General features: G+C 71.2%; 28 protein-coding genes. 10 read left to right on the top strand and 18 right to left on the bottom strand.

Annotated features, from left to right (window positions below; translation table 11 throughout):
* Window positions 1-550: (2Fe-2S)-binding protein (locus tag ABR571_RS08830; protein WP_409452822.1), on the top strand; the 550-nt coding region annotated here is incomplete at its 5' end.
* A gap of 14 nt (window positions 551-564) precedes the next feature.
* On the opposite strand, the gene ABR571_RS08825 is transcribed toward ABR571_RS08830, so the two are convergent.
* From ABR571_RS08825 to ABR571_RS08815, 3 genes are all read right to left on the bottom strand, one after another.
* Window positions 565-1,965, bottom strand: coding sequence for a nitrate/nitrite transporter (locus tag ABR571_RS08825; protein ID WP_409452821.1), 1,401 nt, complete (start codon window positions 1,963-1,965; stop codon window positions 565-567).
* Between the two features lie 143 nt (window positions 1,966-2,108).
* Entirely contained in the window at window positions 2,109-2,603 is a 495-nt protein-coding gene (locus ABR571_RS08820; RefSeq protein WP_409452820.1) for a nuclear transport factor 2 family protein, read from the bottom strand.
* A gap of 43 nt (window positions 2,604-2,646) precedes the next feature.
* Window positions 2,647-3,066, bottom strand: a complete 420-nt coding sequence (locus tag ABR571_RS08815) for a VOC family protein (protein ID WP_409452819.1) — start codon at window positions 3,064-3,066, stop codon at window positions 2,647-2,649.
* A gap of 92 nt (window positions 3,067-3,158) precedes the next feature.
* On the opposite strand from ABR571_RS08815, the gene ABR571_RS08810 reads away from it, so the two are divergent.
* Window positions 3,159-3,563: a glyoxalase superfamily protein gene (locus ABR571_RS08810; RefSeq protein ID WP_409452818.1), complete on the top strand. Its 405-nt coding sequence runs from the start codon at window positions 3,159-3,161 to the stop codon at window positions 3,561-3,563.
* A 3-nt stretch (window positions 3,564-3,566) separates the two neighbouring features.
* Here ABR571_RS08810 and dinB read toward each other — a convergent pair whose 3' ends face one another.
* The 5 genes from dinB to ABR571_RS08785 form a co-directional block, all read right to left on the bottom strand.
* Window positions 3,567-4,745, bottom strand: coding sequence for a DNA polymerase IV (dinB, locus tag ABR571_RS08805; RefSeq protein ID WP_409452817.1), 1,179 nt, complete (start codon window positions 4,743-4,745; stop codon window positions 3,567-3,569).
* Window positions 4,746-4,850: 105 nt separating this feature from the next.
* Window positions 4,851-5,594 (bottom strand): G1 family glutamic endopeptidase, encoded by a 744-nt coding sequence (locus ABR571_RS08800; protein WP_409452816.1) that lies wholly within the window; start codon window positions 5,592-5,594, stop codon window positions 4,851-4,853.
* Between the two features lie 130 nt (window positions 5,595-5,724).
* Window positions 5,725-7,062: a PhoH family protein gene (locus ABR571_RS08795; protein ID WP_409452815.1), complete on the bottom strand. Its 1,338-nt coding sequence runs from the start codon at window positions 7,060-7,062 to the stop codon at window positions 5,725-5,727.
* 246 nt (window positions 7,063-7,308) lie between these two features.
* Window positions 7,309-8,118 carry a sulfurtransferase gene (locus tag ABR571_RS08790; RefSeq protein WP_409452814.1) on the bottom strand — a complete coding sequence of 270 codons (810 nt, stop codon included), beginning with the start codon at window positions 8,116-8,118 and terminating at the stop codon, window positions 7,309-7,311.
* Window positions 8,115-8,882 (bottom strand): isoprenyl transferase, encoded by a 768-nt coding sequence (locus ABR571_RS08785; protein WP_409452813.1) that lies wholly within the window; start codon window positions 8,880-8,882, stop codon window positions 8,115-8,117. The genes ABR571_RS08790 and ABR571_RS08785 overlap by 4 nt, the downstream gene beginning before the upstream one ends.
* Window positions 8,883-8,958: 76 nt before the next feature.
* On the opposite strand from ABR571_RS08785, the gene trhA reads away from it, so the two are divergent.
* Together trhA and ABR571_RS08775 are read left to right on the top strand one after the other, a co-directional pair.
* Window positions 8,959-9,657: a PAQR family membrane homeostasis protein TrhA gene (gene trhA / locus ABR571_RS08780; RefSeq protein WP_409452812.1), complete on the top strand. Its 699-nt coding sequence runs from the start codon at window positions 8,959-8,961 to the stop codon at window positions 9,655-9,657.
* Between the two features lie 110 nt (window positions 9,658-9,767).
* Complete coding sequence (locus ABR571_RS08775) at window positions 9,768-10,358, top strand: hypothetical protein (protein WP_409452811.1); 591 nt, start codon at window positions 9,768-9,770, stop codon at window positions 10,356-10,358.
* An 89-nt stretch (window positions 10,359-10,447) separates the two neighbouring features.
* On the opposite strand, the gene ABR571_RS08770 is transcribed toward ABR571_RS08775, so the two are convergent.
* Together ABR571_RS08770 and ABR571_RS08765 are read right to left on the bottom strand one after the other, a co-directional pair.
* Window positions 10,448-12,421: a thioredoxin domain-containing protein gene (locus ABR571_RS08770; RefSeq protein ID WP_409452810.1), complete on the bottom strand. Its 1,974-nt coding sequence runs from the start codon at window positions 12,419-12,421 to the stop codon at window positions 10,448-10,450.
* 52 nt (window positions 12,422-12,473) lie between these two features.
* A complete protein-coding gene (locus ABR571_RS08765) occupies window positions 12,474-12,731 on the bottom strand; it encodes a DUF6458 family protein (protein ID WP_409452809.1) in 258 nt (85 codons plus the stop codon).
* Between the two features lie 150 nt (window positions 12,732-12,881).
* Between ABR571_RS08765 and ABR571_RS08760 the strand changes: the two genes are divergently transcribed.
* A complete protein-coding gene (locus ABR571_RS08760; RefSeq protein ID WP_409452808.1) occupies window positions 12,882-14,081 on the top strand; it encodes a saccharopine dehydrogenase family protein in 1,200 nt (399 codons plus the stop codon).
* Between the two features lie 18 nt (window positions 14,082-14,099).
* Here ABR571_RS08760 and ABR571_RS08755 read toward each other — a convergent pair whose 3' ends face one another.
* Window positions 14,100-15,047, bottom strand: a complete 948-nt coding sequence (locus tag ABR571_RS08755) for a hypothetical protein (RefSeq protein WP_409452807.1) — start codon at window positions 15,045-15,047, stop codon at window positions 14,100-14,102.
* Window positions 15,048-15,091: 44 nt separating this feature from the next.
* Between ABR571_RS08755 and ABR571_RS08750 the strand changes: the two genes are divergently transcribed.
* From ABR571_RS08750 to ABR571_RS08740, 3 genes are all read left to right on the top strand, one after another.
* Complete coding sequence (locus tag ABR571_RS08750; protein ID WP_409452806.1) at window positions 15,092-16,558, top strand: aminopeptidase P family protein; 1,467 nt, start codon at window positions 15,092-15,094, stop codon at window positions 16,556-16,558.
* Window positions 16,555-16,998 (top strand): alternative ribosome rescue aminoacyl-tRNA hydrolase ArfB, encoded by a 444-nt coding sequence (gene arfB, locus ABR571_RS08745; RefSeq protein ID WP_409452805.1) that lies wholly within the window; start codon window positions 16,555-16,557, stop codon window positions 16,996-16,998. Before ABR571_RS08750 ends, arfB begins: the two co-directional genes overlap by 4 nt.
* An 88-nt stretch (window positions 16,999-17,086) precedes the next feature.
* Complete coding sequence (locus ABR571_RS08740) at window positions 17,087-18,883, top strand: TIGR03767 family metallophosphoesterase (RefSeq protein WP_409452804.1); 1,797 nt, start codon at window positions 17,087-17,089, stop codon at window positions 18,881-18,883.
* Between the two features lie 60 nt (window positions 18,884-18,943).
* On the opposite strand, the gene ABR571_RS08735 is transcribed toward ABR571_RS08740, so the two are convergent.
* Window positions 18,944-20,074 carry a DNA glycosylase AlkZ-like family protein gene (locus ABR571_RS08735; protein WP_409452803.1) on the bottom strand — a complete coding sequence of 377 codons (1,131 nt, stop codon included), beginning with the start codon at window positions 20,072-20,074 and terminating at the stop codon, window positions 18,944-18,946.
* A 17-nt stretch (window positions 20,075-20,091) separates the two neighbouring features.
* Window positions 20,092-20,460 carry a VOC family protein gene (locus ABR571_RS08730; RefSeq protein WP_409452802.1) on the bottom strand — a complete coding sequence of 123 codons (369 nt, stop codon included), beginning with the start codon at window positions 20,458-20,460 and terminating at the stop codon, window positions 20,092-20,094.
* Between the two features lie 91 nt (window positions 20,461-20,551).
* Here ABR571_RS08730 and ABR571_RS08725 point away from each other — a divergent pair, with 91 nt between their 5' ends.
* Complete coding sequence (locus ABR571_RS08725; protein WP_409452801.1) at window positions 20,552-21,559, top strand: helix-turn-helix transcriptional regulator; 1,008 nt, start codon at window positions 20,552-20,554, stop codon at window positions 21,557-21,559.
* On the opposite strand, the gene ABR571_RS08720 is transcribed toward ABR571_RS08725, so the two are convergent.
* Window positions 21,520-21,792, bottom strand: coding sequence for a hypothetical protein (locus tag ABR571_RS08720; protein ID WP_409452800.1), 273 nt, complete (start codon window positions 21,790-21,792; stop codon window positions 21,520-21,522). The two genes, ABR571_RS08725 and ABR571_RS08720, sit on opposite strands and share 40 nt — an antisense overlap.
* Window positions 21,792-22,658: a mycothiol conjugate amidase Mca gene (gene mca, locus ABR571_RS08715; protein ID WP_409452824.1), complete on the bottom strand. Its 867-nt coding sequence runs from the start codon at window positions 22,656-22,658 to the stop codon at window positions 21,792-21,794. The genes ABR571_RS08720 and mca overlap by 1 nt, the downstream gene beginning before the upstream one ends.
* Window positions 22,659-22,822: 164 nt before the next feature.
* On the opposite strand from mca, the gene greA reads away from it, so the two are divergent.
* Window positions 22,823-23,320: a transcription elongation factor GreA gene (gene greA / locus ABR571_RS08710; RefSeq protein ID WP_409452799.1), complete on the top strand. Its 498-nt coding sequence runs from the start codon at window positions 22,823-22,825 to the stop codon at window positions 23,318-23,320.
* Between the two features lie 10 nt (window positions 23,321-23,330).
* On the opposite strand, the gene ABR571_RS08705 is transcribed toward greA, so the two are convergent.
* The 3 genes from ABR571_RS08705 to ABR571_RS08695 are packed head-to-tail and all read right to left on the bottom strand — an operon-like array spanning window position 23,331 to window position 24,777.
* The gene (locus ABR571_RS08705) at window positions 23,331-23,636 is read right to left on the bottom strand and encodes an AzlD domain-containing protein (RefSeq protein WP_409452798.1); all 306 of its coding nucleotides are present in this window, start codon (window positions 23,634-23,636) and stop codon (window positions 23,331-23,333) included.
* Window positions 23,633-24,298 carry an AzlC family ABC transporter permease gene (locus ABR571_RS08700; protein WP_409452797.1) on the bottom strand — a complete coding sequence of 222 codons (666 nt, stop codon included), beginning with the start codon at window positions 24,296-24,298 and terminating at the stop codon, window positions 23,633-23,635. The genes ABR571_RS08705 and ABR571_RS08700 overlap by 4 nt, the downstream gene beginning before the upstream one ends.
* The gene (locus ABR571_RS08695; protein ID WP_409452796.1) at window positions 24,295-24,777 is read right to left on the bottom strand and encodes a MarR family winged helix-turn-helix transcriptional regulator; all 483 of its coding nucleotides are present in this window, start codon (window positions 24,775-24,777) and stop codon (window positions 24,295-24,297) included. The genes ABR571_RS08700 and ABR571_RS08695 overlap by 4 nt, the downstream gene beginning before the upstream one ends.
* Window positions 24,778-24,789 lie beyond the last annotated feature (12 nt).

Here is a 24,789-nt window from a genome sequence, read left to right as displayed (position 1 = left end):
GTCGTCCGCAGCGCGCTACACCGGCTCCGTCCCGATCACCCGGCTGAAGGCGGCCGGCATCGAGCTGGCGGCGATGGGTGAGCAGTCGCCGCTGGAGGACACCGACGACGCGGATGGCGACGCCGAGTTCGTGACCTTCGTCGACCGGACCAACGGCGTCTACCAGAAGCTGGTCGTACGCGACGGCCGGCTGGTCGCCGCCATCCTGCTCGGCGACACCCGCAACGTGGGAACGGTCACCCAGCTCTTCGAGCGCGGCGCCGCACTGCCCGTTGATCGCGCCGGGCTGCTGATGGTGCGCCGGAACGCGCCGGCCACCGCCGCGTCGTCGCCGACCGCGTTGCCCGCCCGCGCCACCATCTGCCAGTGCAACGGCGTCACCAAGGCGGCGATCACGGCCGCTTGGCAGGCCGGCGCGCGCGGCGTGGAGGAGATCGCCGCGCGCACGCGCGCGACCACCGGCTGCGGTACGTGCCGGGACGCCGTCTGTGGCCTGGTCGACTGGCTGGCCGAAACCGACCCGGCCGAGCCGGCGTCCCTCCCCGCCTAGCGGACGGGCGACGCTCAGACGCCGGCCAGGCGATGGCGTGACGCCCGCAGGTACACCGCCCAGGTGATGACGGCGCACAGCAGGTAGTAGGCGATGAAGCCGATGTAGGCGCGGTTCCCGGTCCCGGTGGCCAGGAACGACTGGCGGAACGCGATGTTGACGAGCACGCCGCCGAAGGCACCGATCGCACCGGCGATACCGATGACCGCGTTCGCCATCCGCCGCGCGTCGTGCGTGGCGGCGGCCGAATCCGCGCCCGCGGCCACGTCGAGTTGTGCCTTCGAACCAAAGATCGCCGGGATCATCTTGTACGTCGAGCCGTTCCCGACGCCGCTGAGGACGAAGAGCGCGATGAAGCCGACGAAGAACAGCGGCAGCGACTTCTCCTCCGACGCGAGCAGCACGACGCCGGCGCACAGTGCCATGCCGATGAAGTTCCACAGCGTCGTGATGGCACCGCCGATCCGGTCGGCCAGCCAGCCGCCCACCGGGCGGATCAGCGACCCGACGAGCGGCCCGAGGAACGTCAGGTAGGCGACCTTGACCGCGTCGATCTTGCCGTCGGTCAGGAAGTGCGCACCGAACTGGTTCTGCAGCACCTGTCCGAAGGCGAACCCGAACCCGATGAACGAGCCGAAGGTGCCGATGTAGAGCACCGAGATGAGCCAGGTGTGCGGTTCGCGGGTGGCGTCGCGCATCGCACGTTTCTCGTTGCGGACATGCGCGATGTTGTCCATGAACAGCGCCGCTAGCGCCGCGGCCACGACGATGAGCGGGATGTAGATGCCGAGCAGCAGGCGCGGGTGCGCCTTGCCGGCCGACGCGAGCACGACGAGCCCGACGATCTGGATCGCGGCGACGCCGATGTTGCCGCCGCCGGCGTTCAGCCCCAGCGCAAGCCCCTTGAGCCGCTGCGGATAGAACGAGTTCATGTTCGTCATCGACGACGCGAAGTTGCCGCCACCCACACCGGCGATCGCGGCGACGATCAGCAGCGTGTCGTAGGACACGCCCGGCTTGACGACGAACGCGGCGGTGATGGTCGGGATCAGCAGCAGTAGGGCGCTCACGATCGTCCAGTTGCGGCCACCGAACTTGGCCACGGCGAACGTGTAGGGCAACCGCAGGCCGGCACCGAGCGCGGTCGGCAGCGTCGTCAACAAGAACTTCTCCGCCGCGGCGTGCTTCGGGTCGGTGCTGAACCCGTAGGCCGGGGTCATGAACAGGACGAGCACCGACCACAGACTCCAGATCGAGAAGCCGACGTGCTCGGACAGGATCGAGAAGATGAGGTTGCGGCGGGCGACCTTCTTGCCGGTCGCCTCCCAGAACTCGGGGTCCTCCGGGCGCCAGTCCTCGATCCACTTGCCGGCGGGGGCCGCCGGCAGCAGGGGCGGTGGGGCTGTGGTGGTCATCGCTCGTCCTTCCGTCACCTGACGGCGGGCGCCGCGCAGGATTGAGTCCGACGAAGCGTCTGACGCTGCGATGTTGCGGCGGCGACGGTGGAGTTACCGGCGCGAAACGTTGACCTCTCCGACTCGGCCGCGGGGCTGTGAGGTCAGCGCCCCCCGCCGAAGCGCGCCAGCCAGGGCCGGGCGTCCTCCGGGAGCCGGCCGTGCTCCTCGGCCACGCGGGCCCAGCCGGCGACCATCTGCATGAAGCGGGTCGGGTTGTAGACGTCCTCTTCGTAGGAGAACTCGTTCTCGCCAGCGTAATGGAGGATCGTCACGTTCGGTGACTCGTGGACGGTGCCGTCACCCGGGTCGGGCATGACGTTCTGGATCTCGCAGACGATCCAGTCGCGCTCGGTGTCGAACACGGCCCACGAGACGGGGAACGCGATCATGGCGTTGCCCGGGAAGGTCGTCATGGTCCGGATGGCCCACTCGGCGATCGAATCGCGACCGGCGAACCGCCCGTAGGCGTGTTCGTTGTACTTCGCGTCGACGGTGAACAGGCCCGCGAAGAGCCGCCAGTCCTGCTCGGCATGCGCGCGGCGCACGGTGGCCTGGTAGTGCTCGAAGCCGGCTTCCAGCTCGGCGCGCGTTCCCATTCCGGCACGCTAACAGCGGCCGGCGGACGGACGAGTGACCGATTCAGTCCTCCACGAGCCGGAAGTGCCGCGGCTTGGCGGCCACCGCCCGCTCGCCGGCGCTGCGCTCGACGCAGAAGTCGTTGCCCTCCGGATCGCTGAGCCACACCCAGCCGAGCCCCTCGTCGCTGCGGTGGTCCTCGACGATCGAGGCGCCGAGCTCGATCAGCCGCGCGACTTCCTCGTCGCGCGTGCGGTCGGCCGGCTCGAGGTCGACGTGCAACCGGTTCTTCACCGTCCGCGGTTCGGGTACCGGGATGAACAGCATGGTCGGCGCCGTCCGGGCCGGTGGGAAGCTCGGGGCGACGAGCACCTCGGGGTCGTCGTCGAAGTAGACGTTCCACCCGAGGACATCGGCCCAGAAGCGGGCGAGGCGCTGGGCGTCGGTGCAGTCGACGGTGATGTTGCGCAGGGAGCTGGCCATGCCGGCGACGTTAACCGATTGCGCCGACACCGATGTGTTCTCGCCTCGGCGCGCGTTACACCGGCGACCACCCACACGAAAGGATGTCCGCCATGGACTGGAAACTCGAAGTGATCGTCGTCCCCGTGTCCGACGTCGAACGATCGAAGGCGTTCTACGCCGACCAGCTCGGTTTCACGGTCGACGTCGACCACCGCGACGGCGACTTCCGGGTCGTGCAGATGTCGCCGCCCGGTTCGGCCTGCTCGATCTCGATCGGGACCGGCATCAACCCGTCGCCCCCGGGCACGCTGGGCGGTCTGCAGATCACCGTCAGCGACATCGAGGAGGCGCACCGCCATCTCGTCGCGCGTGGCGTGGACGCCGGCGAGATCCAGCACTTCGTCCACGGCACACCGGAGCCTGGCCCCGACCCCGATCGCGCCCCGTTCAACTCGTTCATCTTCTTCGCCGACCCCGACGGCAACCGCTGGGCGATCCAGGAGGGCATCCGGTAGCGCTCAGTCCGGCAGCATCGGCATCTCCATGCCGGGCGCCCGCCCGAGCAATACCGCGCGCTGCACGGCCGCCTTGCCGAAGCGGTCGCGGATGCCGTCGAGGGTCGGGTCGAGGGCGCCGAGGTCCTTGGCGACGAAGGGCAGCTCGAGCTGCAGGGCGTCGGCGTCGTCGATGTTGGTCAGCGAGATGCCGAGCAGGGTGAGGCCGCCGTCGCGGATGAGCGGCGCCGCCGACTCGAGCAGCCCGCGGGCGGTGGCCAGCACGGCCGCGGTGTCCCAGGTCGCCCGCAGCATCGAGTGCGAGCGGGTGGCGCGGGTGAAGTCGTCGAACCGCAGCCGGATGACAACGGTGCGGCACACCCGGTTGGCCTTTCGCATTCGACCGCAGACCCGGTCGACGAGCCCGACCAGCGTGGCGTCGATCTCGTCGGGTGGGAGTCGGCGGCGCGAGCCGAGTGCGCGCTGCGCACCGATTGACCGCCGGCGCCGGCCGACGACGACCGGTCGGGGGTCCTGGTTGTGGGCGAGCGCGAACAGGTGCCGGCCCGATGCGGGACCGAGCATCGAGATGAGCCCGCGCGGTTCGAGCGCGGCCACCTCGCCAACGGTGAAGATCCCCCGCTCGTGCAGCTTGGCCGCGGTGATCGCGCCGACGCCCCAGAGCCGCTGGACCGGCAACGGGTGCAGGAAGTCGAGCTCGCCCTCGGGCGGGACGTAGCGCAGGCCGTCCGGCTTGGCCACCTGGCTCGCCACCTTGGCCAGGAACTTCGTCCGTGCCGCGCCGACGGTGATGGCCAGACCGACCTCGGCGCGGACGCGGGAGCGCAGCCGGACGCCGATCTCGACCGGGGAGCCGGAGATGTGGGTGAGCCCGCCGACGTCCAGGAAAGCCTCGTCGATCGAGATGCCCTCCACGAGTGGAGTGGTGTCCTCGAAGATCGCGAACACCGCCTTGCTGGCCGCGACGTAGGCGTCGAACCGGGGCGGCACGACGATGGCCTGCGGGCACAGCTCGCGCGCCTTGCGTCCACCCATCGCCGAGCGGACGCCGAACGCCTTGGCCTCGTAGCTGGCGGCCAGGACGACGCCGCCGCCCACGATGACCGGACGCCCGCGCAGCCGCGGCTGGTCGCGCTGCTCGACCGACGCGTAGAACGAGTCCAGGTCAGCATGCAGGATCATAGAACACATGTTCGTATAGTCCGCTGCCACCGTCAACGCGCAGCGGGACCGGGCCGAGACCGGTCCCGCTGGGTGACGCTGGGTGCTGCTGTTACCGCCCGAGACTCAGGCGTGGTGCCAGGTGACCGAGAAGTTGGTGTTGTTGGTCAGGTCTGACACCGAGGCCTTGGTCGTGCTCGACGACGCCATGGTGATTTTCTGCGGCGTGGGGACGGTGCCGAGGGCGGCGCCGTTCACGGTCGCGTTGGTGAAGGTCATCGTGCCGAAGTTGGCCAGAGGCAGGACACCGCGGTTGCTCGACGGCGCCTCGGCGATCACCTCGGCGGAGGCGTTCAGCCCGCTCGGCGCACTGCCGTTGGTGGTGTGCGACCAGCCCGCCGTGGTGTCGGACAGCACGAGGGTGTACGTGCCGGAACCCTTGTAGGTGACCGTCGAGGTGAAGTGATCGCCCGGGCGCACGGTGTTGGAGTAGTTCACCGGGTAGGCCGGATAGAACTCGTACCAGCTGTAGTACTTCGGCACGCCGCGCACGCAGTCGCCCTCGCTGCCGGTCTGCTCGACGGAGTTGCTGCCGTCGCCGTCGAGGCCGATCCAGAACGACGCGTAGCTGGTCTCCTTGCGCGAACAGGTAATGGTCGGCTGCACCCAGCTGGCCGCGACGCTCGTGTAGGTCTGGCCGGTGTTGTCCCATCCGGCCCAGTTGCTCGACGTCGCATGGACGAGCCGGTGGACCGGGGCGTGATGCAGCCCGACGGTCACGGCGCTCGAGGCGGCCGGCGCCACCAAGCCGAGGGCCAGCGCGAGTACGGCGGCGGCCGCGAACGGCAGCCGTCGAAGTGAGAATGACATGTGAGCCTCCTGCGGCGACGGCCCGGCGTGCCCCGACCGTGATGACGACATCGTGCGCGTTAAACCTTCGTTTGGCGACGGTTCCGTCTGGCAGCAATGTGCACGGCCGCGATCGGCCAGAGCGAGCCGGTCAGATGGGCAGGTCCTCGAGCATCTCGGTGACCAGCGCGGCGATCGGCGAACGCTCGGAGCGGGTCAGGGTGACGTGCGCGAACAGCGGGTGGCCGCGCAGCGCCTCGATCACCGCGGCCACGCCGTCGTGGCGCCCGACGCGCAGGTTGTCGCGTTGCGCGACGTCGTGCGTCAGCACGACGCGCGACCCGGCGCCGATGCGCGACAGCACGGTGAGCAGGACGTTGCGCTCGAGCGACTGCGCCTCGTCGACGATGACGAACGAATCGTGCAACGACCGGCCGCGGATGTGGGTCAGCGGCAGCACCTCGAGCATGCCGCGGTCCATCACCTCGTCCATCACGTCGGACGAGACGAGCGCGCCGAGCGTGTCGAACACGGCCTGCGCCCAGGGCGCCATCTTCTCGTTCTCGCTGCCCGGCAGGTAGCCGAGTTCCTGCCCGCCCACCGCATACAACGGGCGGAACACGACGACCCGCTTGTGTGCACGCCGCTCGAGGACCGCCTCCAGCCCGGCGCACAGCGCGAGGGCCGACTTGCCGGTGCCCGCCCGGCCGCCGAGCGAGACGATGCCGACGTCGGGGTCGAGCAACAGGTCGAGGGCGACCCGCTGCTCGGCCGAGCGGCCGCGCAGCCCGAACACCTCGCGGTCGCCGCGCACCAGTCGCACCTGCTTGTCCGGCGTGACGCGGGCCAACGCCGAGCCCTTGACCGAGTGCAGGACGAGCCCGGTGTGGCATGGCGAGTCGGCGACGTCGGCGAAGTCGGGCTCGTCAGCCAGCTCCAGCGGGCTGCCGTCGTAGAGCGCGTCGACCGTCGACGCCGACACGGACAGTTCCTTCATGCCGGTCCACACGCTGGCGTCGCCGACGGGGTGCGTGCGGTACTCGTCCGCGGTCAGCCCGACCGAGGCCGCCTTGACCCGCAGCGGCATGTCCTTGGTGACGAGCGTGACGTTGCGTCCCTCGTTGGCGATGTTGAGCGCGACGGCCAGGATGCGCGAGTCGTTGCTGTCGACCCGGAAGCCGGCCGGCAGCGTCGACAGGTCGGAGTGGTTGAGCTCGACGTGCAGCGTGCCGCCCTCGTCGCCGATCGGCACCGGTGCGTCCAGCCGGCCATGGGTGATGCGCAGCTCGTCCAGCACCCGCAGCGTCTGCCGGGCGAACCAGCCGAGTTCGGGGTGATGGCGCTTGCCCTCGAGCTCGCTGATCACCACCAGCGGCAACACGACCTCGTGCTCGGCGAAACGTCCAAGCGCTCCGGGGTCGGAGAGCAGGACGGAGGTGTCGAGGACGAAGGTGCGCAGGCCGGTCTGGGTCGGCTGGGCAGCGGTCACGTGGCGCTCCTGACAGGGAGTCGGCGCGCGAGCACGGAACAGCTCACAGCGCGGCTTGGGAACGGCGCGGTCCCTGGGCGGAGCAGCAGGACCGAACCGGTCCCCTCGCTGGATCTCGCCACCGGTTCGGGACCTCCCCGGCGACCCGGGTTGGCCGGGTCGACGGTTCGGACGCTACGTCCGTGCGCGGCGATGATCGCGAAGGCGCGCGGGCGTGTTCGCTACGGCCGGGAAAACTTTCGGCGCTCAGCCGGTCTCGGTCGGGCGGGACGGGTCGTTGCCCCACTGCGACCAGGAACCGGCATACAGCGCGGTCTTCTCGAGGCCGGCGAGTTCCATCGCCAGCAGATCGTGGCAGGCGGTGACGTCGGACCCGCAGTATGCGATGGCCGGGCGGGACGTTGCCGCGGCGAACCGCTCGCGCAGTTGCCCGGCCGGGCGGAAGCGCCCGTCGTCGCCGAGGTTCCCGGCCCAGGGTGCGCTGTACGCGCCGGGGATGTGCCCGGGCCGCGGATCGATCGACGGGTCCCCGTGTGCGTACCGCTCGGCCGCGCGCGCGTCGTAGACGACCCTGTCGCCGGCGGCGACCTCATCCGCTTGCACGAACCGCTCGGCGGGCCAGCGCCGCGGGCGCCGGTCAACCGGCCGGAGCGCCGGGACGTCATGGACGAGCGGTCCGGACCAGGCGGCCAGCCCACCGTCCAGCACGGCCGAAGGTTCGCCGAGGACGTGCAACATCCACCACAGGCGAGCGGCGTGCGAACCGCCTGCGTCGTCATAGGCGACGACCGCCGTGCCCTCGGCGACGCCGATGCGGCCGAGCGCGGCCGCGAAGCGCTCGGGCGTGGCCACCGGGTGCCGACCTTCGCTCGGCGACGCCGGCTCGGACAGGTCCGTGTCGACGTCCAGCCAGACCGCGCCGGGCAGGTGCCCGGCCGCGTAGGCGTCGCGGCCGGACCGCCCGTCGAGGTACCACCGGACGTCGACCACGCGAACCTCGTCGAGGTGCGCCGCGAGCCAGTCGGCGGAGACGAGCGGTCCGAACGTCGCAGTCACGCGCCGAACCGGCGCTGCCGGGCACCGTAGTCGCGCAGCGCGCGCAGGAAGTCGATCTTGCGGAAGTCCGGCCACAGGGCGTCGCAGAAGTAGAACTCCGAGTGCACGGACTGCCACAGCAGGAACCCGCCGAGGCGCTGCTCGCCCGACGTCCGGATGACGAGGTCCGGATCGGGCTGACCCTTCGTGTACAGGTGATCGGCGATGTGGTCGACGTCGATCACCTCGGCGAGTTCCTCCAGAGTGCCGCCGCGGGCCGCGTGCTCGTGCATGAGCGACCGAACCGCGTCGGCGATCTCGCGGCGTCCCCCGTAACCCACGGCGACGTTCACGGTGAGTCCATCGCGCTCGGCGGTGTTCTGCTCGGCCTCCTTGAGCGCCTCGGCGGTCGCCGCCGGGAGCAGGTCGAGGGCACCGACCGCCTTGACCCGCCAGGGCGTCCCGGGCGCGGAGAGTTCCTTGGCCACCCCGGCGATGATGCCCAGCAGCGGATCGAGTTCCTCGGGGGGCCGGCGCAGGTTGTCGGTCGACAGCATCCAGATGGTGACGTGGGCGACGCCGGCCTCACTGCACCACTCGAGCAGGTTCGCGATGTGCCGCGCCCCGACCACATGGCCGTGACTGACGTCGTCGAAGCCGGCCGCCCGGGCCCACCGGCGGTTGCCGTCGATCATGATCGCGACGTGCTGTGGGACCGGCAGCCCGTCGAGATGCCGGCGCAGTCGCCGCTCGTACACCGCGTAGACGGCGTTCCGAACACTCACCGGCTAAACCTATCGCTCGTTCGCGTTTCCCAAGAGCCGGTCGGCGGATGTACCTACGCTGCCGTAGCCTGTCGAAATGTCGACGACCGGACCCACGCCAGTGAGCCCCGCCGCCGCCTTGGCGACCACGGTCGCCGAGCTCAAGCCCCGACTGCGGGGCTGGCTGCACGCCTACGCAGCCGGGGTGTCGATCGTGACCGGTGCGGTGATGATCGCCGTGGCCGCTGCCCTGCGCGGCGGTCCGGCCGCCACGAGCACCGCGATCTACTGCGCGACTGTCACCATGCTGTTCGGGACGTCGGCGCTGTACCACCGGCTCAACTGGAGCCCGCGAGGCCAGCGGCTGATGAAACGCCTCGACCACTCGATGATCTTCGTGTTCATCGCCGGGACGTACACGCCGATCGCCGTCCTGTCGCTGCCGCGGAACTCGGCGATCGCGGTGCTGATCGCGGTCTGGACCGGCGCTGCCTTCGGCGTCATCCTGCAGACGGCCTGGCACTCGGCGCCGCGCTGGCTGTCCGCCCCGTGCTACATCGCGCTGGGATGGGTCGCCGCCTTCGTCTTCCCCGAGCTGCTGCACAACGCCGGCGTCGCGGCCTTCGTGCTCATCGCCGTGGGCGGCATCATCTACACGATCGGCGCAGTCGTCTACGCCCTCAAGCGCCCGAATCCCTACCCCGGCGTGTTCGGCTTCCACGAGGTCTTCCACCTGTGCACGCTGGTCGCCGCGCTGTGCCACTACGTGGCCATCTGGCTCGCCATCTTCAGCTGAGCCCAGCCCGCCGTCGCCGTTCGTCCGCAGCGAACGGTCTGGCCTGCTCTGGCTTACCCGGTGTAGCGGTGTAATGATGTAATCATCGCTACGAGGTAAGGACGGACGCCATGCATGCAACACACTCATCCGGTAAGGGGCGGGGACACGGCGGCGGCCGCGGCTTCCGCGGCGCCGGCGGTTGGCAGCAGGCCGACCTGCCCCCGGCCGACGACGCTGCCGCCTGGCTCACCGGTCGGCTTCCCGACGACTGGTTCGTGGGCGCGCCTACCATCACCGTCGACCGTGAAGAGATCGTCATCATCGGCGAGCTGGCGGCGCCGGAGGGCTCGGACGACAATTCCGCGGCGGCGGCCGCGCAGGGCCGCATCGGACGCTTCCGCGAGGAGACCCGCGAGGCGCGCATGCAGATCGCTGACGAGGCCGAGGCCCGCTACGGGCGCAAGGTCGCGTGGGGCGCGTCCATCGGCGAGACCAAGGCCATCTTCACGCACCTCGCGGTGCCGGCCATGACGCGGCTGCGCCACGACGAGCGGCGGGTGCTGGACACCCTGGTCGACGCCGGGGTGGCCCGGTCCCGTTCCGACGCGCTGGCCTGGTGCGTCCGCCTGGTCGGCGAGCACACCGACGAGTGGCTGACCGGCCTGCGCGAGGCGATGGCCGAGGTCGACAAGCTCCGCGCCGAAGGCCCCGACCTGTAGCCAGTCGGCCGCCCGATCAGGTCTTCCTCCGCTGGCGTCGCCCGGCGGCCGCCCGAGCGACGCTGCCGGAGGAAATGGTGATCAGCCGGTCACTTGCGCAGCGCTGCTTCCAGCTCGGCCGGCTCGGTGACGGGGAGGTCGCAGACCATGCCGTGGCAGACGTAGGCAGCGGGCCGCCCACCGACCAGTGGTCGATCCGCCAGCAGCGGCAGCCCGGCGGCGTCCGGCTCGCCGGACAGCACCACCGCGCCGGGCGGCCGTCGACGCCACGCGCTCGACGTCAGCGCACCGCCGCCCGGTTCGCCGACGACCGCGACCTGCACAGGCCCACTGAGCAGAGCCTCAGCGGCGGCCAGCGCCCAGCCGAAGAACCGCGGCTGCCCGATGCCGATCTCGCTGACCTGCCGCAGGGCATCCTCCGCGGCCGTCCGGTGCGCGGTCGACCCGGTCAACGCCGAACAGGCGACGAGCGCGGTGATGAGCGCGCTCGCACCGGACGGTGTCGCGTTGTCCGTCGGATCGCGCGGCCGGCGCACCAACTGCTCGGCGTCGCTCGCAGTGTCGAAGAAGCCGCCCTCGCCGTCGCCGAACAACTCGACCGCGGAGTCGAGCAGCCTGCCGGCCGCCTCGAGCCACTGCGCATCCGCCGTCGCCTGATGCAGCACGAGCAGTCCGTCGGCGAGATCGCCGTAGTCCTCGGCCACAGCCAGCGCCGAGCCCACCGCGCCGTCGCGTGAGGTCCGCCGCAGCCGGCCGTCCACGATGTGCCGGTCGAGAAGCAGCCGGGCGCAGTCGATCGCCGCTGCGAGGTAGCGCGGCTCGTCGAACAGCACGCCGGCCTCGGCCAATCCGGCGATGGCCAGCCCGTTCCAGGCGGTGACGATCTTGTCGTCCCGGGCCGGCTGCGGGCGCAGGGTCCGCGCCGCGAACAGGCGGGTCCGCAGGTCGTCCCACTGTGCCGGATCGGTCGGGTCGCGCAGCAACTGAAGGGTCGAGGCACCGTGCTCGAACGTCCCCGCAGCGGTGACCTCGAACAGACCCGCTGCGGCCGGCGCATCGGCGCCGAGCACCTCGGCCAGCTGCGCCGGCGTCCAGGCGTAGGTAAGCCCTTCGACCCCGTTCGTGTCCGCATCGAGGGCGGACGCGAACCCGCCCTCGCCCGTCCGCAGATCACGCATCAGGAAGTCGGAGGTCTCCCGCGCGACGCGCTCGGCCAATGGCGCCGACGTCAGCCGCCACCAGTGCAGATAGCCCCGCAACAGCAGCCCGTTGTCGTAGACCATCTTCTCGAAGTGCGGCACGACCCACGCCTCGTCGACCGAGTACCGCGCGAAGCCACCGCCGAGCTGGTCGTACATGCCACCCCGGGCCATCGCGTCGAAGGTCTGCTCGGCCATTGCCAGCGAGGTCGGGTCGGCGGTGCGCTCGTGTTGACGCAGCAGGAACTCCAGCACCATCGAGGGCGGGAACTTCGGCGCTCGCCCGAAGCCGCCGTGCTCGCGGTCGAACTGACCGACCAGCACTCCGGCCGCACGATCGAGGTCCGTCTCGGTGGGCAGCGCAGCGCCGACCCTGCGCGGTGCCGCCGAGCGGGACAGTGCGTCGACCACGCGCTGACCGGCCGCCCGTACCTCGTCACGGTCGCGCTGCCACGCCTCGGTGACCGCCATCAGCAGACGGCCGAAGTGCTCGCGCGGGAAGTAGGTGCCGGCGTAGAAGGGCGCGCCGTCATGGTCGAGGACGCAGGTCATCGGCCAGCCGCCGTGCCCGGTGAGGGCAGTCGTCGCGTCCATGTAGACCGCGTCGATGTCGGGCCGCTCCTCGCGGTCGACCTTCACGCTGACGAAGTGCTCGTTCATCAAGGCGGCCACGGCGTCGTCCTCGAACGACTCGTGCGCCATCACGTGGCACCAGTGGCAGGCGGCGTAGCCGACTGACAGCAGGATCGGCACGTCGCGCCGCCGCGCCTCGGCGAAGGCCTCGTCCGACCACTCCCACCAGTCGACCGGATTGTCGGCGTGCTGCCGAAGGTACGGCGAGGTGGACGATGCGAGGCGGTTCATGTCTTCACCCTGCCCAACGCGGCCGCCGGCCGCGCGCAGGGCTCGGAAATCGTCAGATGCGGTCGATCGGATCTGACGGGGGAAGGTAGGGGTCGGCGGGTTGCACGTACGTCACGCCGGGCTGCCGGGTCACCACCGTCGTGCGGCGCCGGTTGCTCCACAGGAACAGCTCGAGCAGAAGGCCGACGAGGCCCACGATCATCAGGATCACGCCGACCGTCTGGACGTCGACGTTGTTGAAGTGCTTGGTGACGGCGTACTTGAGGATCGCGCCGAGCGCGATGAGGAAGAGGCTGGCACCGATTCTCATGACGACTGCTCCAATCCGGTCCGGCGAGCACCGGAAACGGCCTCAGGACTATCCGAGCTGATCTACCCGCGCCGGCGCGTCTCCTAACCCGCCTGCAGGGCCCCTCTTCGCGGGCGATTCGCGCCGCCCGCAACGGGTTACAGTTCGGCCATGACAGCCCGGAGACCGCGTCCCCGTCCGTCCAGCAGCCGGCCGTACGACATCGTCGTGTTCGGGGCCACCGGCTTCGCCGGCCGGTTGACCGCGGAGTACCTCGCCCGCAGCGCTCCGCGGGACTGTCGCTGGGCGATTGCCGGGCGCAACCCGGCCAAGCTGGCCGCGGTCCGCGACGAGCTGGCCGCCATCGATCCGGACCTTGTTCACCTGCCACTGCTGTCGGCCGACGTCGAGGACGCGGCGTCGCTCGCGCGGGTGGCCGAGTCCGCGCGTGTGGTGATCACGACGGTCGGTCCCTACGTCCTCTACGGCGACGCGCTGGTAGCGGCCTGCGCCGCGGCCGGCACCGACTATCTCGACCTCACCGGCGAGCCCGAGTTCGTGAACAACAGCTATCTGCGCCATCACGAGGCGGCGGTCGCGTCCGGAGCGCGGCTGGTCCATGCCGCCGGCTTCGACTCGATCCCCCACGACCTCGGCGTCTACTTCACCGTGTTGCACCTGCCGGCCGACGTCCCGGTCCGCATCGCCGGCTACGTGCGGGTGAACGCCGCGCCCTCGGGCGGGACGTTCTACTCCGCGTTGACCGCGATGTCGCGTCCCCGGCAGAACATCGCCGCAGCACGCGAGCGCAAGGCGGCCGAGCCGCGGGGCGACGGCCGGTCGGTGCACTCCGCCCCGGGGCGGCCAGGCCGCGATCCGGTCAACGGCGGCTGGGCGTTGCCGTTCCCGTCACTCGACCCGCAGGTGGTCGGCCGGTCGGCGCGGGCACTGCCGCGCTACGGGCCGGACTTCGGCTACACGCATCACATCTCGATGCCCGGCCTGCCCGCCGCCGCAGGTACGGTGGCGGCGGTGACCGCGGTCGCCGGTGCGGCCCAGGTACCGCCGCTCCGGCGTGCGCTGCAGAACCGGGTCAAGCCCGGTGACGGGCCGTCCGCCGCGAAGCGGGCGAACAGTTCGTTCAGCGTCACCTTCGTGGGCGAGGGCGGCGGCCAGCGCGTCGTCACCCGCGTGTCCGGCGGCGACCCCGGCTACGACGAGACGGCCAAGATGCTGGCCGAATCCGCGCTGTGCCTGGCCTTCGACGATCTGACCACGACGGCCGGGCAGGTGACCACGGCGGTGGCCATGGGCGAGCCGCTTATCGAGCGCCTGCGCAAGGCCGGGATGGGCTTCGAGGTCGTCGGCTGACGGTGCGGCCGACGGGCGTCAGTGCTCTTCGGCGCCGTGCTCGCCGTCGTCGTCGGCGACATCGATTGGCTGATACCGGGCGGTCCCATCGTCGCGTCGCGGTGCCGGCCGGGCGGTCGCATCGTCACGTCCCGGTGCCGGCCGAGGGGCCGGCTGGTCCGGCGGCAGCGCCGGCAGCTGGGTCGTGGCCGATTCCTCGTCGCCGTAGTACGGCGGCGGCTGTTCGGGCTGCTGGTACGGCGGCGCGCCCGATGCCTGCGCGGCGCCCGAATCAGCGGAGTCGGCCGCTTGCGCCGGGCCGCGCCGGGACGCCACCGCGACGGTGGCGGCCACCACTGCGACGAGCAGGCCGAGCCCGAAGCCGGCGGCCACCGCGGCCTGATTGACGCCGAACGAGCCGAAGGCCGCCCGCGTCACCCGGTTGGAGTTGGCGAGCTGCAGCTTGCCGAACGGCTCGATCAGACCGCGGACGAAGGCACCGACCAACGTCGCCACGACGACCGCCATCCACGTTCCGAAGAATGCGCGGCCGAAGGTGACCGGACCGCGCACCACCGCAGCCACCAGCACACCGCTCAGCACCAGCACCACGACCACGAGGGCGATCTGGCTGGCCCACACCTGGTTCGCGTTCGCCCCGTCGCGCGGGCTGAGGCGCCACGTGTAGGTGAGCCAACTGTTGGCCAGCGATCGCAGCGTCAGGCTGTTGGTGCGCAGCTCGCTGCGCACGATCTTGTTGCTCACCCACTGGTTGTCGGCCGCGGCGATGACGACGAGCTCGGTGAGCACAACCGCCAGAACGATCAGACCGGTCCGCGCCCGGCTCAGCGAGAACGCCCGCCCCGCCTGCGCCGGCGGCATCGCCGGCGGCTCCCAACCCCTCGGTCCGACCTCGCGCGGCCACCGCTCGGACGAGTCCGCCGGGTACTGCTGGTTGCCGGGTTCCACCTGGACAACGTATGTCATGCCGGACAGGTCGGTTCGTCGGCCGCGCGCCATACACTCGGGAAATGGCAGCCGAGCAGGAGCCCGACACGGGCTCGCACGACATCCCGATGCCGGCCCACCTGCGCGAGGCCCTGGCCCAGGACTGGGACGCCGCCGCGCCGATGCCCCACCCCGCGTCGCCCGACGTCGCCCCCTACGCGGCGCGCCGGCGGGCCGCGGTGTCGGCCCAGTTCCCCGGCGTGCTAGTTGTCGTCCCGGCCGGCTCCATGCGGGTGCGGGCCAACGACACCGACTACCCGTTCCGCGCGGCCAGCTCGTTCACCTGGCTGACCGGCGAAACGGTGGCCGACGCCGTCCTCGTCATGACGCCGAACGGCAGCGGGCACGACAGCACGCTCTACGTGCGTCAGTACGCCAACCCCGGCGAGGCCGCCTACTTCACCAGCCGCACCCACGGGGCCGTCTGGCTGGGGAACGTGCCCAGGGTCGACGACACGTCGGCCGTCCTGGGCATCGCCACCCGGCCGCTCGACGCGTTGGCCGGCGACCTGTCCGCCTGCCGCGACGACGCGGTGGCAGTGTTGCGCGGTTTCGACCCGTCGGTCGACGCGCTGCTGCCCAAGGGCGACAACGACGGGCTCGCCCAGGCGCTCGACGAACTGCGCCTCGTCAAGGACGAGTGGGAGCTCGGCCGGCTGCGCTACGCGTGCGAGGTGACCGGCCGCGGGTTCGCCGACGTCGTCCGCGAACTCCCCCGGGTGATCGGCCGGCCCGGCCTACGCGGCGAACGATGGCTGGAAGGCACGTTCTGGCGTCGCGCGCGGCTCGAGGGCAACGAGGTCGGCTACACCTCGATCCTCGCCTCGGGGACGCACGCCACGACCCTGCACTGGTGGCGCAATCACGGCGCCATCGAACCCGGCTCCCTGCTGCTGGCCGACATGGGCGTCGAGACCGACGAACTCTACACCGCCGACGTGACCCGGACGATGCCGGTCAGCGGCGAATGGACGCCGGCGCAGCTGAAGGTCTACCGCGCGGTGCTCGAGGCCCAGGCCGCCGGCATCGCGGAGGTCAAGGCCGGGGCCGACTTCCTGGCCGCCCACCGCGCGGCGCAGTACGTCCTCGCCGACCACCTGCACTCGTGGGGCATCCTGCCGGTGCCCGTCGACGTCGCCTGCGCCGAGGACGAGGAGCGGCCCGGCGCCGGATTGCAGCGGCGGTACACGCTGCACAGCACATCGCACATGCTGGGCATCGACGTTCACGACTGCGCGGCCGCCCGCGAGGAGAACTACAAGCAGGGCACGCTGGCGGCCGGCGCCGTCCTCACCGTCGAGCCGGGCCTCTACTTCCAGGCCCACGACCGCACCGTTCCGCCCGAGCTGCGCGGGATCGGGGTGCGCATCGAGGACGACGTCGCGGTGACCGACGGCGCGGCGGTGAACCTGTCCGGGTTCCTGCCCCGCGACCCCGACGAGATCGTCGCGTGGATGCGCGAGGTACAGGGCACCCCCGCGCAGCCGTGACCGATCTGGTCATCCGGCAGCGGCGTGGTCTGCCCAACGGCCTGGTGATCCCCGACGCCGAACTCGTCGAGCGGTTCAGCCGCTCGTCCGGTCCCGGCGGGCAGGGCGTGAACACGACCGACAGCCGCGTCGAGCTGGTTTGGGACGTTGCGTCGTCGACCGCGCTGACCGACGCGCAGCGCCACCGGCTCTTCGAGCACCTCGGCACCCGGCTGGCCGAAGGCGTGCTCACCATCGCGGCCTCCGAGCACCGCTCGCAGCTGCAGAACCGGACCGCCGCGCGGGCGCGCCTGCAACACCTGCTGATCGACGCGCTGGAACCACCGTCGCCGCCGCGGCGGGCCACCCGGCCCTCCCGGGCGGCGAAGGCGCGACGGGTCGACGCCAAGAAACGCCGGGGCAATATCAAGGCCAACCGGCAACGGCCACCCGACGATTGACTCGGCAGTCAATTCGACGGATCGGCCGACCCGTGCGAGGCTCAATGGCCGACGTCACAGTGAGCCGACCACAGGGGATAGAGGGCCGATGACCGAGCAGGAAAAGACGAGCGAGAAGCGCGGAGTCACCCGCCGACAGGCCCTCGGTATGGGTGCCGCCGCGGCCGGCGCGGTCGCCGCCGGATCGGTCCTGCGAGCCGGTTCCGCGTCCGCCGACACCGCCTTCCCCGTCGCCCCTGAGCCGACCACGCTGGCCCGGACGCTGCAGCACGATCAGCCCAACAACTACCGGCACATCGTGGTCGGGCCCGGTGAACCGACGCTCCCCCGCACCGAACTGCTGCCGACCTCTCCGGCGCCGGCCACGACGCGCGTCGCGCTCGCGGCCTTCGCCCAGCTGACCGACATGCACCTGATCGACGCGCAGTCGCCGGCCCGGGTCGAGTTCCTCGACCGGCTCAACGACCCGGACAGCCCGCTGGCCAGTTCCGTGCCGTTCAGCTCGGCCTACCGTCCCTGGGAGATGCTGACCGTCCAGGTGGCCGAGGCGATGGTCCAGCAGATCAACGCCATGGCCGGGGGCGCCCCGGTCACCGGGCGGCCGCTCGACTTCTCGGTCTGCACCGGCGACAACGTCGACAACAAGCAGTACAACGAGCTGCGCTGGCACATCGACGTGCTCGACGGCGGCAAGACGGTCCGGCCCGACTCGGGCAGCACGGCCCGGTGGGAGGGCGTCGGCGACCGGTACGACTTCGACACGTCCTACTGGCACCCCGACGGCAAGCCGCTGCTGTCGTCGGTCGACAACTACAAGGCGAAGTACGGCTACCCGACCGTGCCCGGGCTGCTCGACAACTGTCGCAAACCGTTCACCGCCACCGGACTGCAGACCCCCTGGTACACCGTCTTCGGCAACCACGACGGCCTGGTCCAGGGCACCGTCCCGTCCCTCGGCATCATCGGCGCCGTGGCGACGGGCGCGCTGAAGGTGACGGGACTGCCACTGGGCCTCGACGTCTCGGCGTTGCTCACCCGGCTCGCGGCCGGCGATGCGGCCGCCTTGGCGACCCTGCTCACCGTCGGACCGGCCAAGCTCGTAACGCCTGATGGCAATCGCCGGATGATCGACCGCCAGCAGATCGTGGCCGAGCACTTCACGACGACCGGTTCGCCGGTCGGTCACGGCTACACCAGCCAGAACGTCGCGGCCGGCACGGCGTACTACGCCTTCGACAAGGGGCCGGTGCACTTCATCTCGCTGGACACCTGCACGCCCGAGGGCTACGACGAGGGGTCCATCGACACCGCGCAGATGGCGTGGCTGACTGCGCAGCTCGAGGCCAACAGCTCAAAGCACCTGGACGCGTCCGGGAACTGGGTGTCGAGCCCTGGAACCGACAAGCTGATCGTGCTGTTCAGCCACCACACGATCGCCACCATGAACAACCCGTTCGGGATCGGGCGCGTCCTGGGGCCGGCCGTGCAGGCGCTCCTGCTGCAGTACCCCAACGTCATCGCCTGGGTCAATGGCCACACGCACCGCAACCAGGTCCTGCCGCACGCCCGCGCGGCCGGCACCGCCGCACCAGGCGGTTTCTGGGAGATCAACACCGCGGCGCACGTCGACTGGCCGTCGCAGTCGCGGGTGGTCGAGATCGTCGACAACGGCAACCACACGCTCTCGGTATTCGGGACGATCTTCGATCATGCCGCCCCGACGAACTGGTCCCCCAATCCGAACGGCCCTATACAACTGGCCGCGCTGGCCCGCGAGCTCGCCGTCAACGACCCGCAGCGCGACCCCGAGACCGCGGCGAGCGACGGGCGGCGCGGCACGATCACCGACCGCAACGTCGAACTGCTCCTACCGAAGCCCTTCTGACCTCGAGTTGTCCGTGCTTCCCCACGTGATGGCGTGGGGAAGCACGGACAACCTGGGGAGTCAGGCGGTGCGTTTCACGGTCACGTCGGTCGCGTCGCGCACCTCGGCCACCCTCTCGGCCTCGGCGTCGACCTGCTTCCACACCGACGGTCGCAGCGGGCCGAATGCCTCGACGGTGATCGCCAGCTTGCGTCCACTTGCCTTCGTCCGCCACGTCCCGGCGATCTCGCCGTCGACGAACAGCGCCCCCGGCCGGCCGAGGACGGGCCACAGCGTCTTGTGCACCGCCTTGTCCGGGACGATCAGGTCGCGGTCGCGGGCCTGAAGGTACGGGTCGAACGCGCCGAGGAGCCGCACGACGTCCGGGTCGGGAGCCTTGCGCAGTGCGTCGATGCGGCCGGCCGGTAGCCAGGCCTTCCGCCCCGCGACGGTCACCTCCGCCAGTTCGTCCTCCGGCCACAGGCTCGCGACATCGGCGCGTCGCGCGTCGAGATAGCCGGCGAAATCGCCCGTTCCGGCCGGGCCGAGCAACGTCAGGTAGCCGATCGCCAGCGCGGCCACCGCCTTCGCGTCGGGCCCGTCCGGCAGCTTCGCGGTGGCCCGCGGCACGAGCACCGGCGGCGCGGTGCCCGGTTCGATCTCGAGGCCGGCCGAGGGCGCCGCCGAGCGCATCGCCGAGTCGGACACGTGGTGCGTCTTGCACGCACGGCAGTCGCGCCACATCACCTTGGGGATGCGCTTGGTGACGGCGGTGCTGGCCGCGCCCTTCGCCGTCGGCGAGGTCACGACCTCGCGCATGGCGGTCACCGCGATCGCATACTGCTCGAGTGCGGGGATGCCGGCCTTCTTGACCGACGGCCCCGTCTCGTTCAGCCGCCCGGCCGCGTCGGGCTCCGACAGCGGCCACAGCGCCCGGCCGACCGCATCGAGATCGCGACGCCGGTGCACGTGCGGCGCCCCGCGCAGCGTCCAGGCCAGGGCGAGCCGATGCCCGGGCCCGACGGCGACGTCCGAGGGACCTACCGCGACGCCCGCCGGGAGCCGGGCCGCGAAGGCCAGCGCGGCCGGATGCCCCATCGCCTCCTGCACGCCGATGTCGAGCACGGCCAACTCGCCCACCGACGCGGCGTCGCGGTGCAAGCCCTGTGCCGCCACGCGGTACGCGATCACCTGTTCGCGGGTCACGTTCATGACCACATCCTCGTCGGTCAGGCGGACATGGCGGTGATGCAGAACGGGTGCCCGGCCGGGTCAAGCAGCACCCGCCAGCGATCGGGCTCGGGCTGGTGCTCGGCCTTGGTGGCACCGGCCTCGACCGCGGCCGCTTCTGCGGTGTCGAGGTTCTCGACGGATAGGTCGAGGTGGAACTGCTTCGGCGGCTCGCCCTCGGGCCAGCTCGGCCGCCGGTAACCGTCGATCCGGTAAGCGCCGATCCACAGGCCGTTCGGCAGCTCGACGCCGACGAAGTTGTCCGACGTGTGGGCGATCTTGCCGCCGAGCACGTCGGCCCAGAAGGCCGCGAGGCCGCCCGGGTCGTCGCAGTCCAGGGTCACCGACCACAGCGTTCCGACCGTCATTCTTAACTCCCTTTCGTCAGGTGTGCGTCGGTCCGAGCCTGGTCGCCAAACCTGACAGCGAACGTCAGGTATTTTTGCGAGAATCGCGATCGTGCGGGCGAGCCGATTGCTGTCGATCCTGCTCACCTTGAGCGTGCGCGGCCGGGTCAGCGCCGCGCAGCTGGCCGCCGACCTCGAGGTCTCGGTGCGGACCATCTACCGCGACGTCGAGGCACTGAGCACCGCCGGCGTCCCGGTGTACGCCACGCGCGGACGCGACGGCGGGTTCCAGTTACTTCCCGGCTATCGCACCCGCCTCACCGGGATGACCGCGGACGAGGCCGACGCGCTGTTCCTGTCCGGCATCCCGGGCGCGGCGGCCGACCTCGGGCTGGGCAACGTGCTGGCCGCCACCCAGCTGAAACTGCTCGCCGCCCTGCCCGAGGAGCTGCGCGAGCGCGCCTCGCGGATCCGCGACCGGTTCTACCTCGACGCCCCGGGCTGGCTGCGCGAGAACGACAGCCCGCCCAACCTGGCCCTCATCGCCGAGGCGGTGTGGACCGAGCGGCGGGTGGAGGTCCGGTACGAGCGGGCCAACCGGGCGATCGGTGAGCGAGTGCTCGACCCGCTCGGCCTGGTGCTCAAGGCCGGCACCTGGTACCTCGTCGGCGTGCCGGCGCCCGACGACGGCCGCGGCCCGCGCACATACCGCGTCTCGCGTGTGCTGGCCGCGGCGGTCCGGGACGAAGCGTGCGAGCGGCCGGCGGACTTCGACCTCGAGGGGTTCTGGGCCGACTACCAGCGCGGCTACGCCGAGCGCGTGTACACCGACACGGCGGTCGTCCGGCTGTCGCCGGTCGGGCGGGAACTGTTGTTCCTGGTCGGCACGATCGCGGCCCGCCGGGCGCGGACGGAGATGTCCGAACCGGACGCCGACGGTTGGACGCGGACCTCGATACCCATCGAGTCGGTGCGCCACGGACACCACGCGCTGCTGCAGCTGGGCGAACACGTCGAGGTGCTCGAGCCGGCCGAACTGCGCGAGCTGATCGCGAGCTCCGCGCGGGCGCTGACCGCGCGTTACTCCGCGGGAGGTGGTGGCGCGGGATCGACCGATTGAGCGGGCTGCGCGGCCTCGGCCGACGGCCGAGCGGACTGCGCCGGTTCGGCGGTTTCGGCCGGTTCGTCGGTGGGGAAGTCCTCACGCACCGTCTTCAAGTGCCGCGACATCGACTTGAACAGGAAGTAGCAGGCGATGCAGAGGATCAGGATGATCGCCAGCCCGATCGGCCCCGACTTCACCGCCTCGCCGCTCTTGGCGAGCAGGTCAGCCTGAGCCGACGACGCGCTCATCACGCCTGTACCGGATCGCGGACACCGGCGAACAGGTCGTCCTCCGGAATGGAGGAGTCGACCAGTGACCGGGCCAGCTCGAAGTCCTCGGTGGGCCACACCTCACGCTGCAGGTCCAGCGGGATCGAGAAGAACCAGCCGTTCGGATCGACCTGGGTGGCGTGGGCGAGCAGGGCAGCATCGCGCCGCTCGAACCAGTCGGCCACCGGAACCCTGGTGGTGAGGTCCGGCCGCCGACGCTTGTTGAACCATTCCTCTCGCTTCTCGAACCACTCCTCGAAGGGCGACTCGAGGCCCTTCGCGAGCAGGGCGGCGTGCAGAGTCTGCGTGCGCTCCATCGAGAAGCCCACGTCGTAGTAGAGCTTGAGCACCTGCCAGGGCTCACCCGAGTCGGGGAACCGGTCCGGGTCGGCCGCCGCCTCGAACGCGGCGACCGAGATCTCGTGGGTGCGAATGTGGTCGGGATGCGGGTAGCCGCCGTACTCGTCGTAGGTCGTCATGACGTGCGGGCGGAACTCGCGGATCTCGCGGACCAGCCGCTCGACGGCCTCCTCCAGCGGAACGAGGGCGAAGCAGCCTTCGGGCAGCGGGGGCAGCGGGTCGCCCTCGGGCAACCCCGAGTCGACGAAGCCGAGCCAATGCTGCCGCACACCGAGAACCGCGCGGGCACGATCCATCTCGGCCCGCCGGATGTCGGAGATGTTGTCCTCGATGTCCTTGCGGTGCTGCAACGCGGGGTTGAGGATGCTGCCGCGCTCACCGCCGGTACAGGTGACGACCAGCACGTCGACACCCTCGTCGACGTAGCGGGCCATGGTGGCCGCACCCTTGCTCGACTCGTCGTCAGGGTGGGCATGGACGGCCATCAACCGCAGCTGTTCTACCGGCACGCTCCCATTGTTCCTGACGGACCCCCTTCGCCGCTCCCGGGTTGTTTCCGGCGCCCGCAACCGGCGATTTTGGGCACCTACCGTCCTGCGGTGTTACGTTCGATGCTTCGTCAGTTCCGCATCACCTCTGGAGATCCACCGTGCCCCCGACCGAGGACGCCCCCGTCACCTGGCTGACCCAGGAGGCTCACGACCGCTTGTCGGCCGAGCTGGCGGACTTGATCGCCAACCGTCCGATCATGGCCAAGGAGATCAACGACCGGCGCGAAGAGGGCGATCTCAAGGAGAACGGCGGCTACCACGCCGCCCGCGAGGAACAGGGAAAGCAAGAGGGCCGGATCGTCCAGCTGCAGGAGCTGCTGCGCCGCGCGAAGGTGGGCGAAGCTCCGGTCAGTGACGGGGTGGCCGGGCCGGGCATGCTCGTCACCGTCCGCTTCGACGGCGACGACGAGGACGAGACGTTCCTGATCGGGTCGCGGGAAGAGGCGCAGACGGCCGGCGTCGACGTGTACTCCGCGGCGTCGCCGCTCGGGGTGGCCCTCACGGGCAGCCGCGAGGGCGACACCGTCGAGTACGAGACCCCGACCGGCAAGATCATGAAGGTGACGCTCGTCTCGGCCAAGCCGTTCTCCGGCTGAGCCCCGGCGGTCAGGCCAGGCGCAACAGCGCCGCCGTCGCCCCGGCCACGACGACGATCACCAGGAACGGCGCCCGGCGCCAGACGGCGAGCGCGCCGGCGGCGAAGCCGGCCAGCCGGGGCCCGTCCAGACGGATGTGCCGGCCGTCGGCGATCGCCTCGACGACGACCAGCGCCGCCAGGAGCGCGACCGGCAGCAGCTCGACCGCCCGCCGGATGCCCGGGTGCGCCAGCACCCGCTCCGGAACCAGGTAGCCGGCGAGCTTGAACACGTAGCACCCGGCGATCGTCAGGATCACCAGCGTCCAGAGGCTCACGCCTCACGCAGCCGGGCGGCGAGGAGCAGCGCACCGCAGGCGGCGAGCACGGGCACGCCAGGGGGCGTTATCGGGATGAGCGCCGCCGCGATCGCCGCGCCGGCGAGCGCGATGCGCCGTTCCAGCACGCCGTTGCGCAGCCGCGGGGCGAGCAGGGCGAGGAAGGCCGCCGGAACGACGGCGTCCAGACCGAAGTCGGCCGGGTCGACCAGCGAACCGGCCAGCGCGCCGAACAGGGTCGACAGGTTCCAGAAGGTGAAGACGCCGCCGAAGGTCCACCAGAACGCGACGCGGGACAGCGGCGGCGTCGGCTGGGCGATCGCCATCGCCGTCGACTCGTCGATGGTGCCGAGCGCGGCGAGGAGGCGTCGCAGGCCGCGAACCCGCAGCAGCGGCGCGAGCCGCATGGCGTACAGCGTGTTGCGCGACCCGAGCAGTAGCCCGCCGGCCAGGGCCGCTGCGGCGCTTCCCCCGCCGGCGACCACGCCGACGACCGCGAACTGAGTACCGCCGGTGAACGCGAGCAGCGACAGCAGGCAGCTCTGCAGGACCGAGAGGCCGGCTGCGACGGCGGCCGCACCGAACGCGAACCCGTAGGCGCCCACGGCCAGTCCGACGCCGAGCGAGTCACGGACAACCGTCGAGCGTGTGGGGCCGCTCACTCGTCCCCGGCGACGATGCGGTCGAGCAGGCCGTCCAGCGCGCGCAGTTCGTCGTCGGAGAAGTGGGCGAGCCAGTATTGCTGGATGCCGGACAGGTGCACCGGCGCCGCCGCCCGCAGCCGCTGAAAACCCTCGGCCGTGAGCACCGTGTACGTCCCCCGCGCGTCGTCGGGCGACGGTTCGCGGCGGACCAGCCCCTCGGCCTGCAGCCGGTCGATCAGCCGCGTCAGGCCGGAGCGCGACAGCAGCACCCGGTCGGCGAGCTCGGCCATGCGCAGCCGGCGGTCGGGCACCTCGGCCAGTTGCAGCAGCACGTCGTACCAGCCGAGCGGCATGCCGGTCTCGCCCAGCAGGTCCCGCTCGAGCTCGCGGACGACCGTCGCGTGCGCCCGGAGGAACGACCGCCAGACGCCCACTCGCCAGTCGGATGCGCGCGGCGCGGTGACCGACGGCTCTGGGGACGGGGGCACGGGGGTCACGACGGACGATCC

Origin of the sequence: Jatrophihabitans sp. (assembly GCF_046262535.1) — a bacterium.
Lineage (GTDB): Bacteria > Actinomycetota > Actinomycetes > Mycobacteriales > Jatrophihabitantaceae > Jatrophihabitans.
This window is presented reverse-complemented; position numbering and strand designations above follow the sequence as displayed.

What these genes read in the sequence shown, in the direction of transcription:
- ABR571_RS08770 (WP_409452810.1), bottom strand. Translation starts at nt 12,421, where the DNA reads ATGAACCGCCTCGCATCGTCCACCTCGCCGTACCTTCGGCAGCACGCC.
- ABR571_RS08800 (WP_409452816.1), bottom strand. Translation starts at nt 5,594, where the DNA reads ATGTCATTCTCACTTCGACGGCTGCCGTTCGCGGCCGCCGCCGTACTC.
- ABR571_RS08815 (WP_409452819.1), bottom strand. Translation starts at nt 3,066, where the DNA reads ATGGCCAGCTCCCTGCGCAACATCACCGTCGACTGCACCGACGCCCAG.
- ABR571_RS08765 (WP_409452809.1), bottom strand. Translation starts at nt 12,731, where the DNA reads ATGAGAATCGGTGCCAGCCTCTTCCTCATCGCGCTCGGCGCGATCCTC.
- ABR571_RS08775 (WP_409452811.1), top strand. Translation starts at nt 9,768, where the DNA reads ATGCATGCAACACACTCATCCGGTAAGGGGCGGGGACACGGCGGCGGC.
- ABR571_RS08750 (WP_409452806.1), top strand. Translation starts at nt 15,092, where the DNA reads ATGGCAGCCGAGCAGGAGCCCGACACGGGCTCGCACGACATCCCGATG.
- ABR571_RS08755 (WP_409452807.1), bottom strand. Translation starts at nt 15,047, where the DNA reads ATGACATACGTTGTCCAGGTGGAACCCGGCAACCAGCAGTACCCGGCG.
- ABR571_RS08820 (WP_409452820.1), bottom strand. Translation starts at nt 2,603, where the DNA reads ATGGGAACGCGCGCCGAGCTGGAAGCCGGCTTCGAGCACTACCAGGCC.
- trhA (WP_409452812.1), top strand. Translation starts at nt 8,959, where the DNA reads ATGTCGACGACCGGACCCACGCCAGTGAGCCCCGCCGCCGCCTTGGCG.
- ABR571_RS08760 (WP_409452808.1), top strand. Translation starts at nt 12,882, where the DNA reads ATGACAGCCCGGAGACCGCGTCCCCGTCCGTCCAGCAGCCGGCCGTAC.
- ABR571_RS08740 (WP_409452804.1), top strand. Translation starts at nt 17,087, where the DNA reads ATGACCGAGCAGGAAAAGACGAGCGAGAAGCGCGGAGTCACCCGCCGA.
- ABR571_RS08730 (WP_409452802.1), bottom strand. Translation starts at nt 20,460, where the DNA reads ATGACGGTCGGAACGCTGTGGTCGGTGACCCTGGACTGCGACGACCCG.
- ABR571_RS08825 (WP_409452821.1), bottom strand. Translation starts at nt 1,965, where the DNA reads ATGACCACCACAGCCCCACCGCCCCTGCTGCCGGCGGCCCCCGCCGGC.
- ABR571_RS08810 (WP_409452818.1), top strand. Translation starts at nt 3,159, where the DNA reads ATGGACTGGAAACTCGAAGTGATCGTCGTCCCCGTGTCCGACGTCGAA.
- ABR571_RS08720 (WP_409452800.1), bottom strand. Translation starts at nt 21,792, where the DNA reads ATGAGCGCGTCGTCGGCTCAGGCTGACCTGCTCGCCAAGAGCGGCGAG.
- dinB (WP_409452817.1), bottom strand. Translation starts at nt 4,745, where the DNA reads ATGATCCTGCATGCTGACCTGGACTCGTTCTACGCGTCGGTCGAGCAG.
- ABR571_RS08735 (WP_409452803.1), bottom strand. Translation starts at nt 20,074, where the DNA reads ATGAACGTGACCCGCGAACAGGTGATCGCGTACCGCGTGGCGGCACAG.
- mca (WP_409452824.1), bottom strand. Translation starts at nt 22,658, where the DNA reads ATGGCCGTCCATGCCCACCCTGACGACGAGTCGAGCAAGGGTGCGGCC.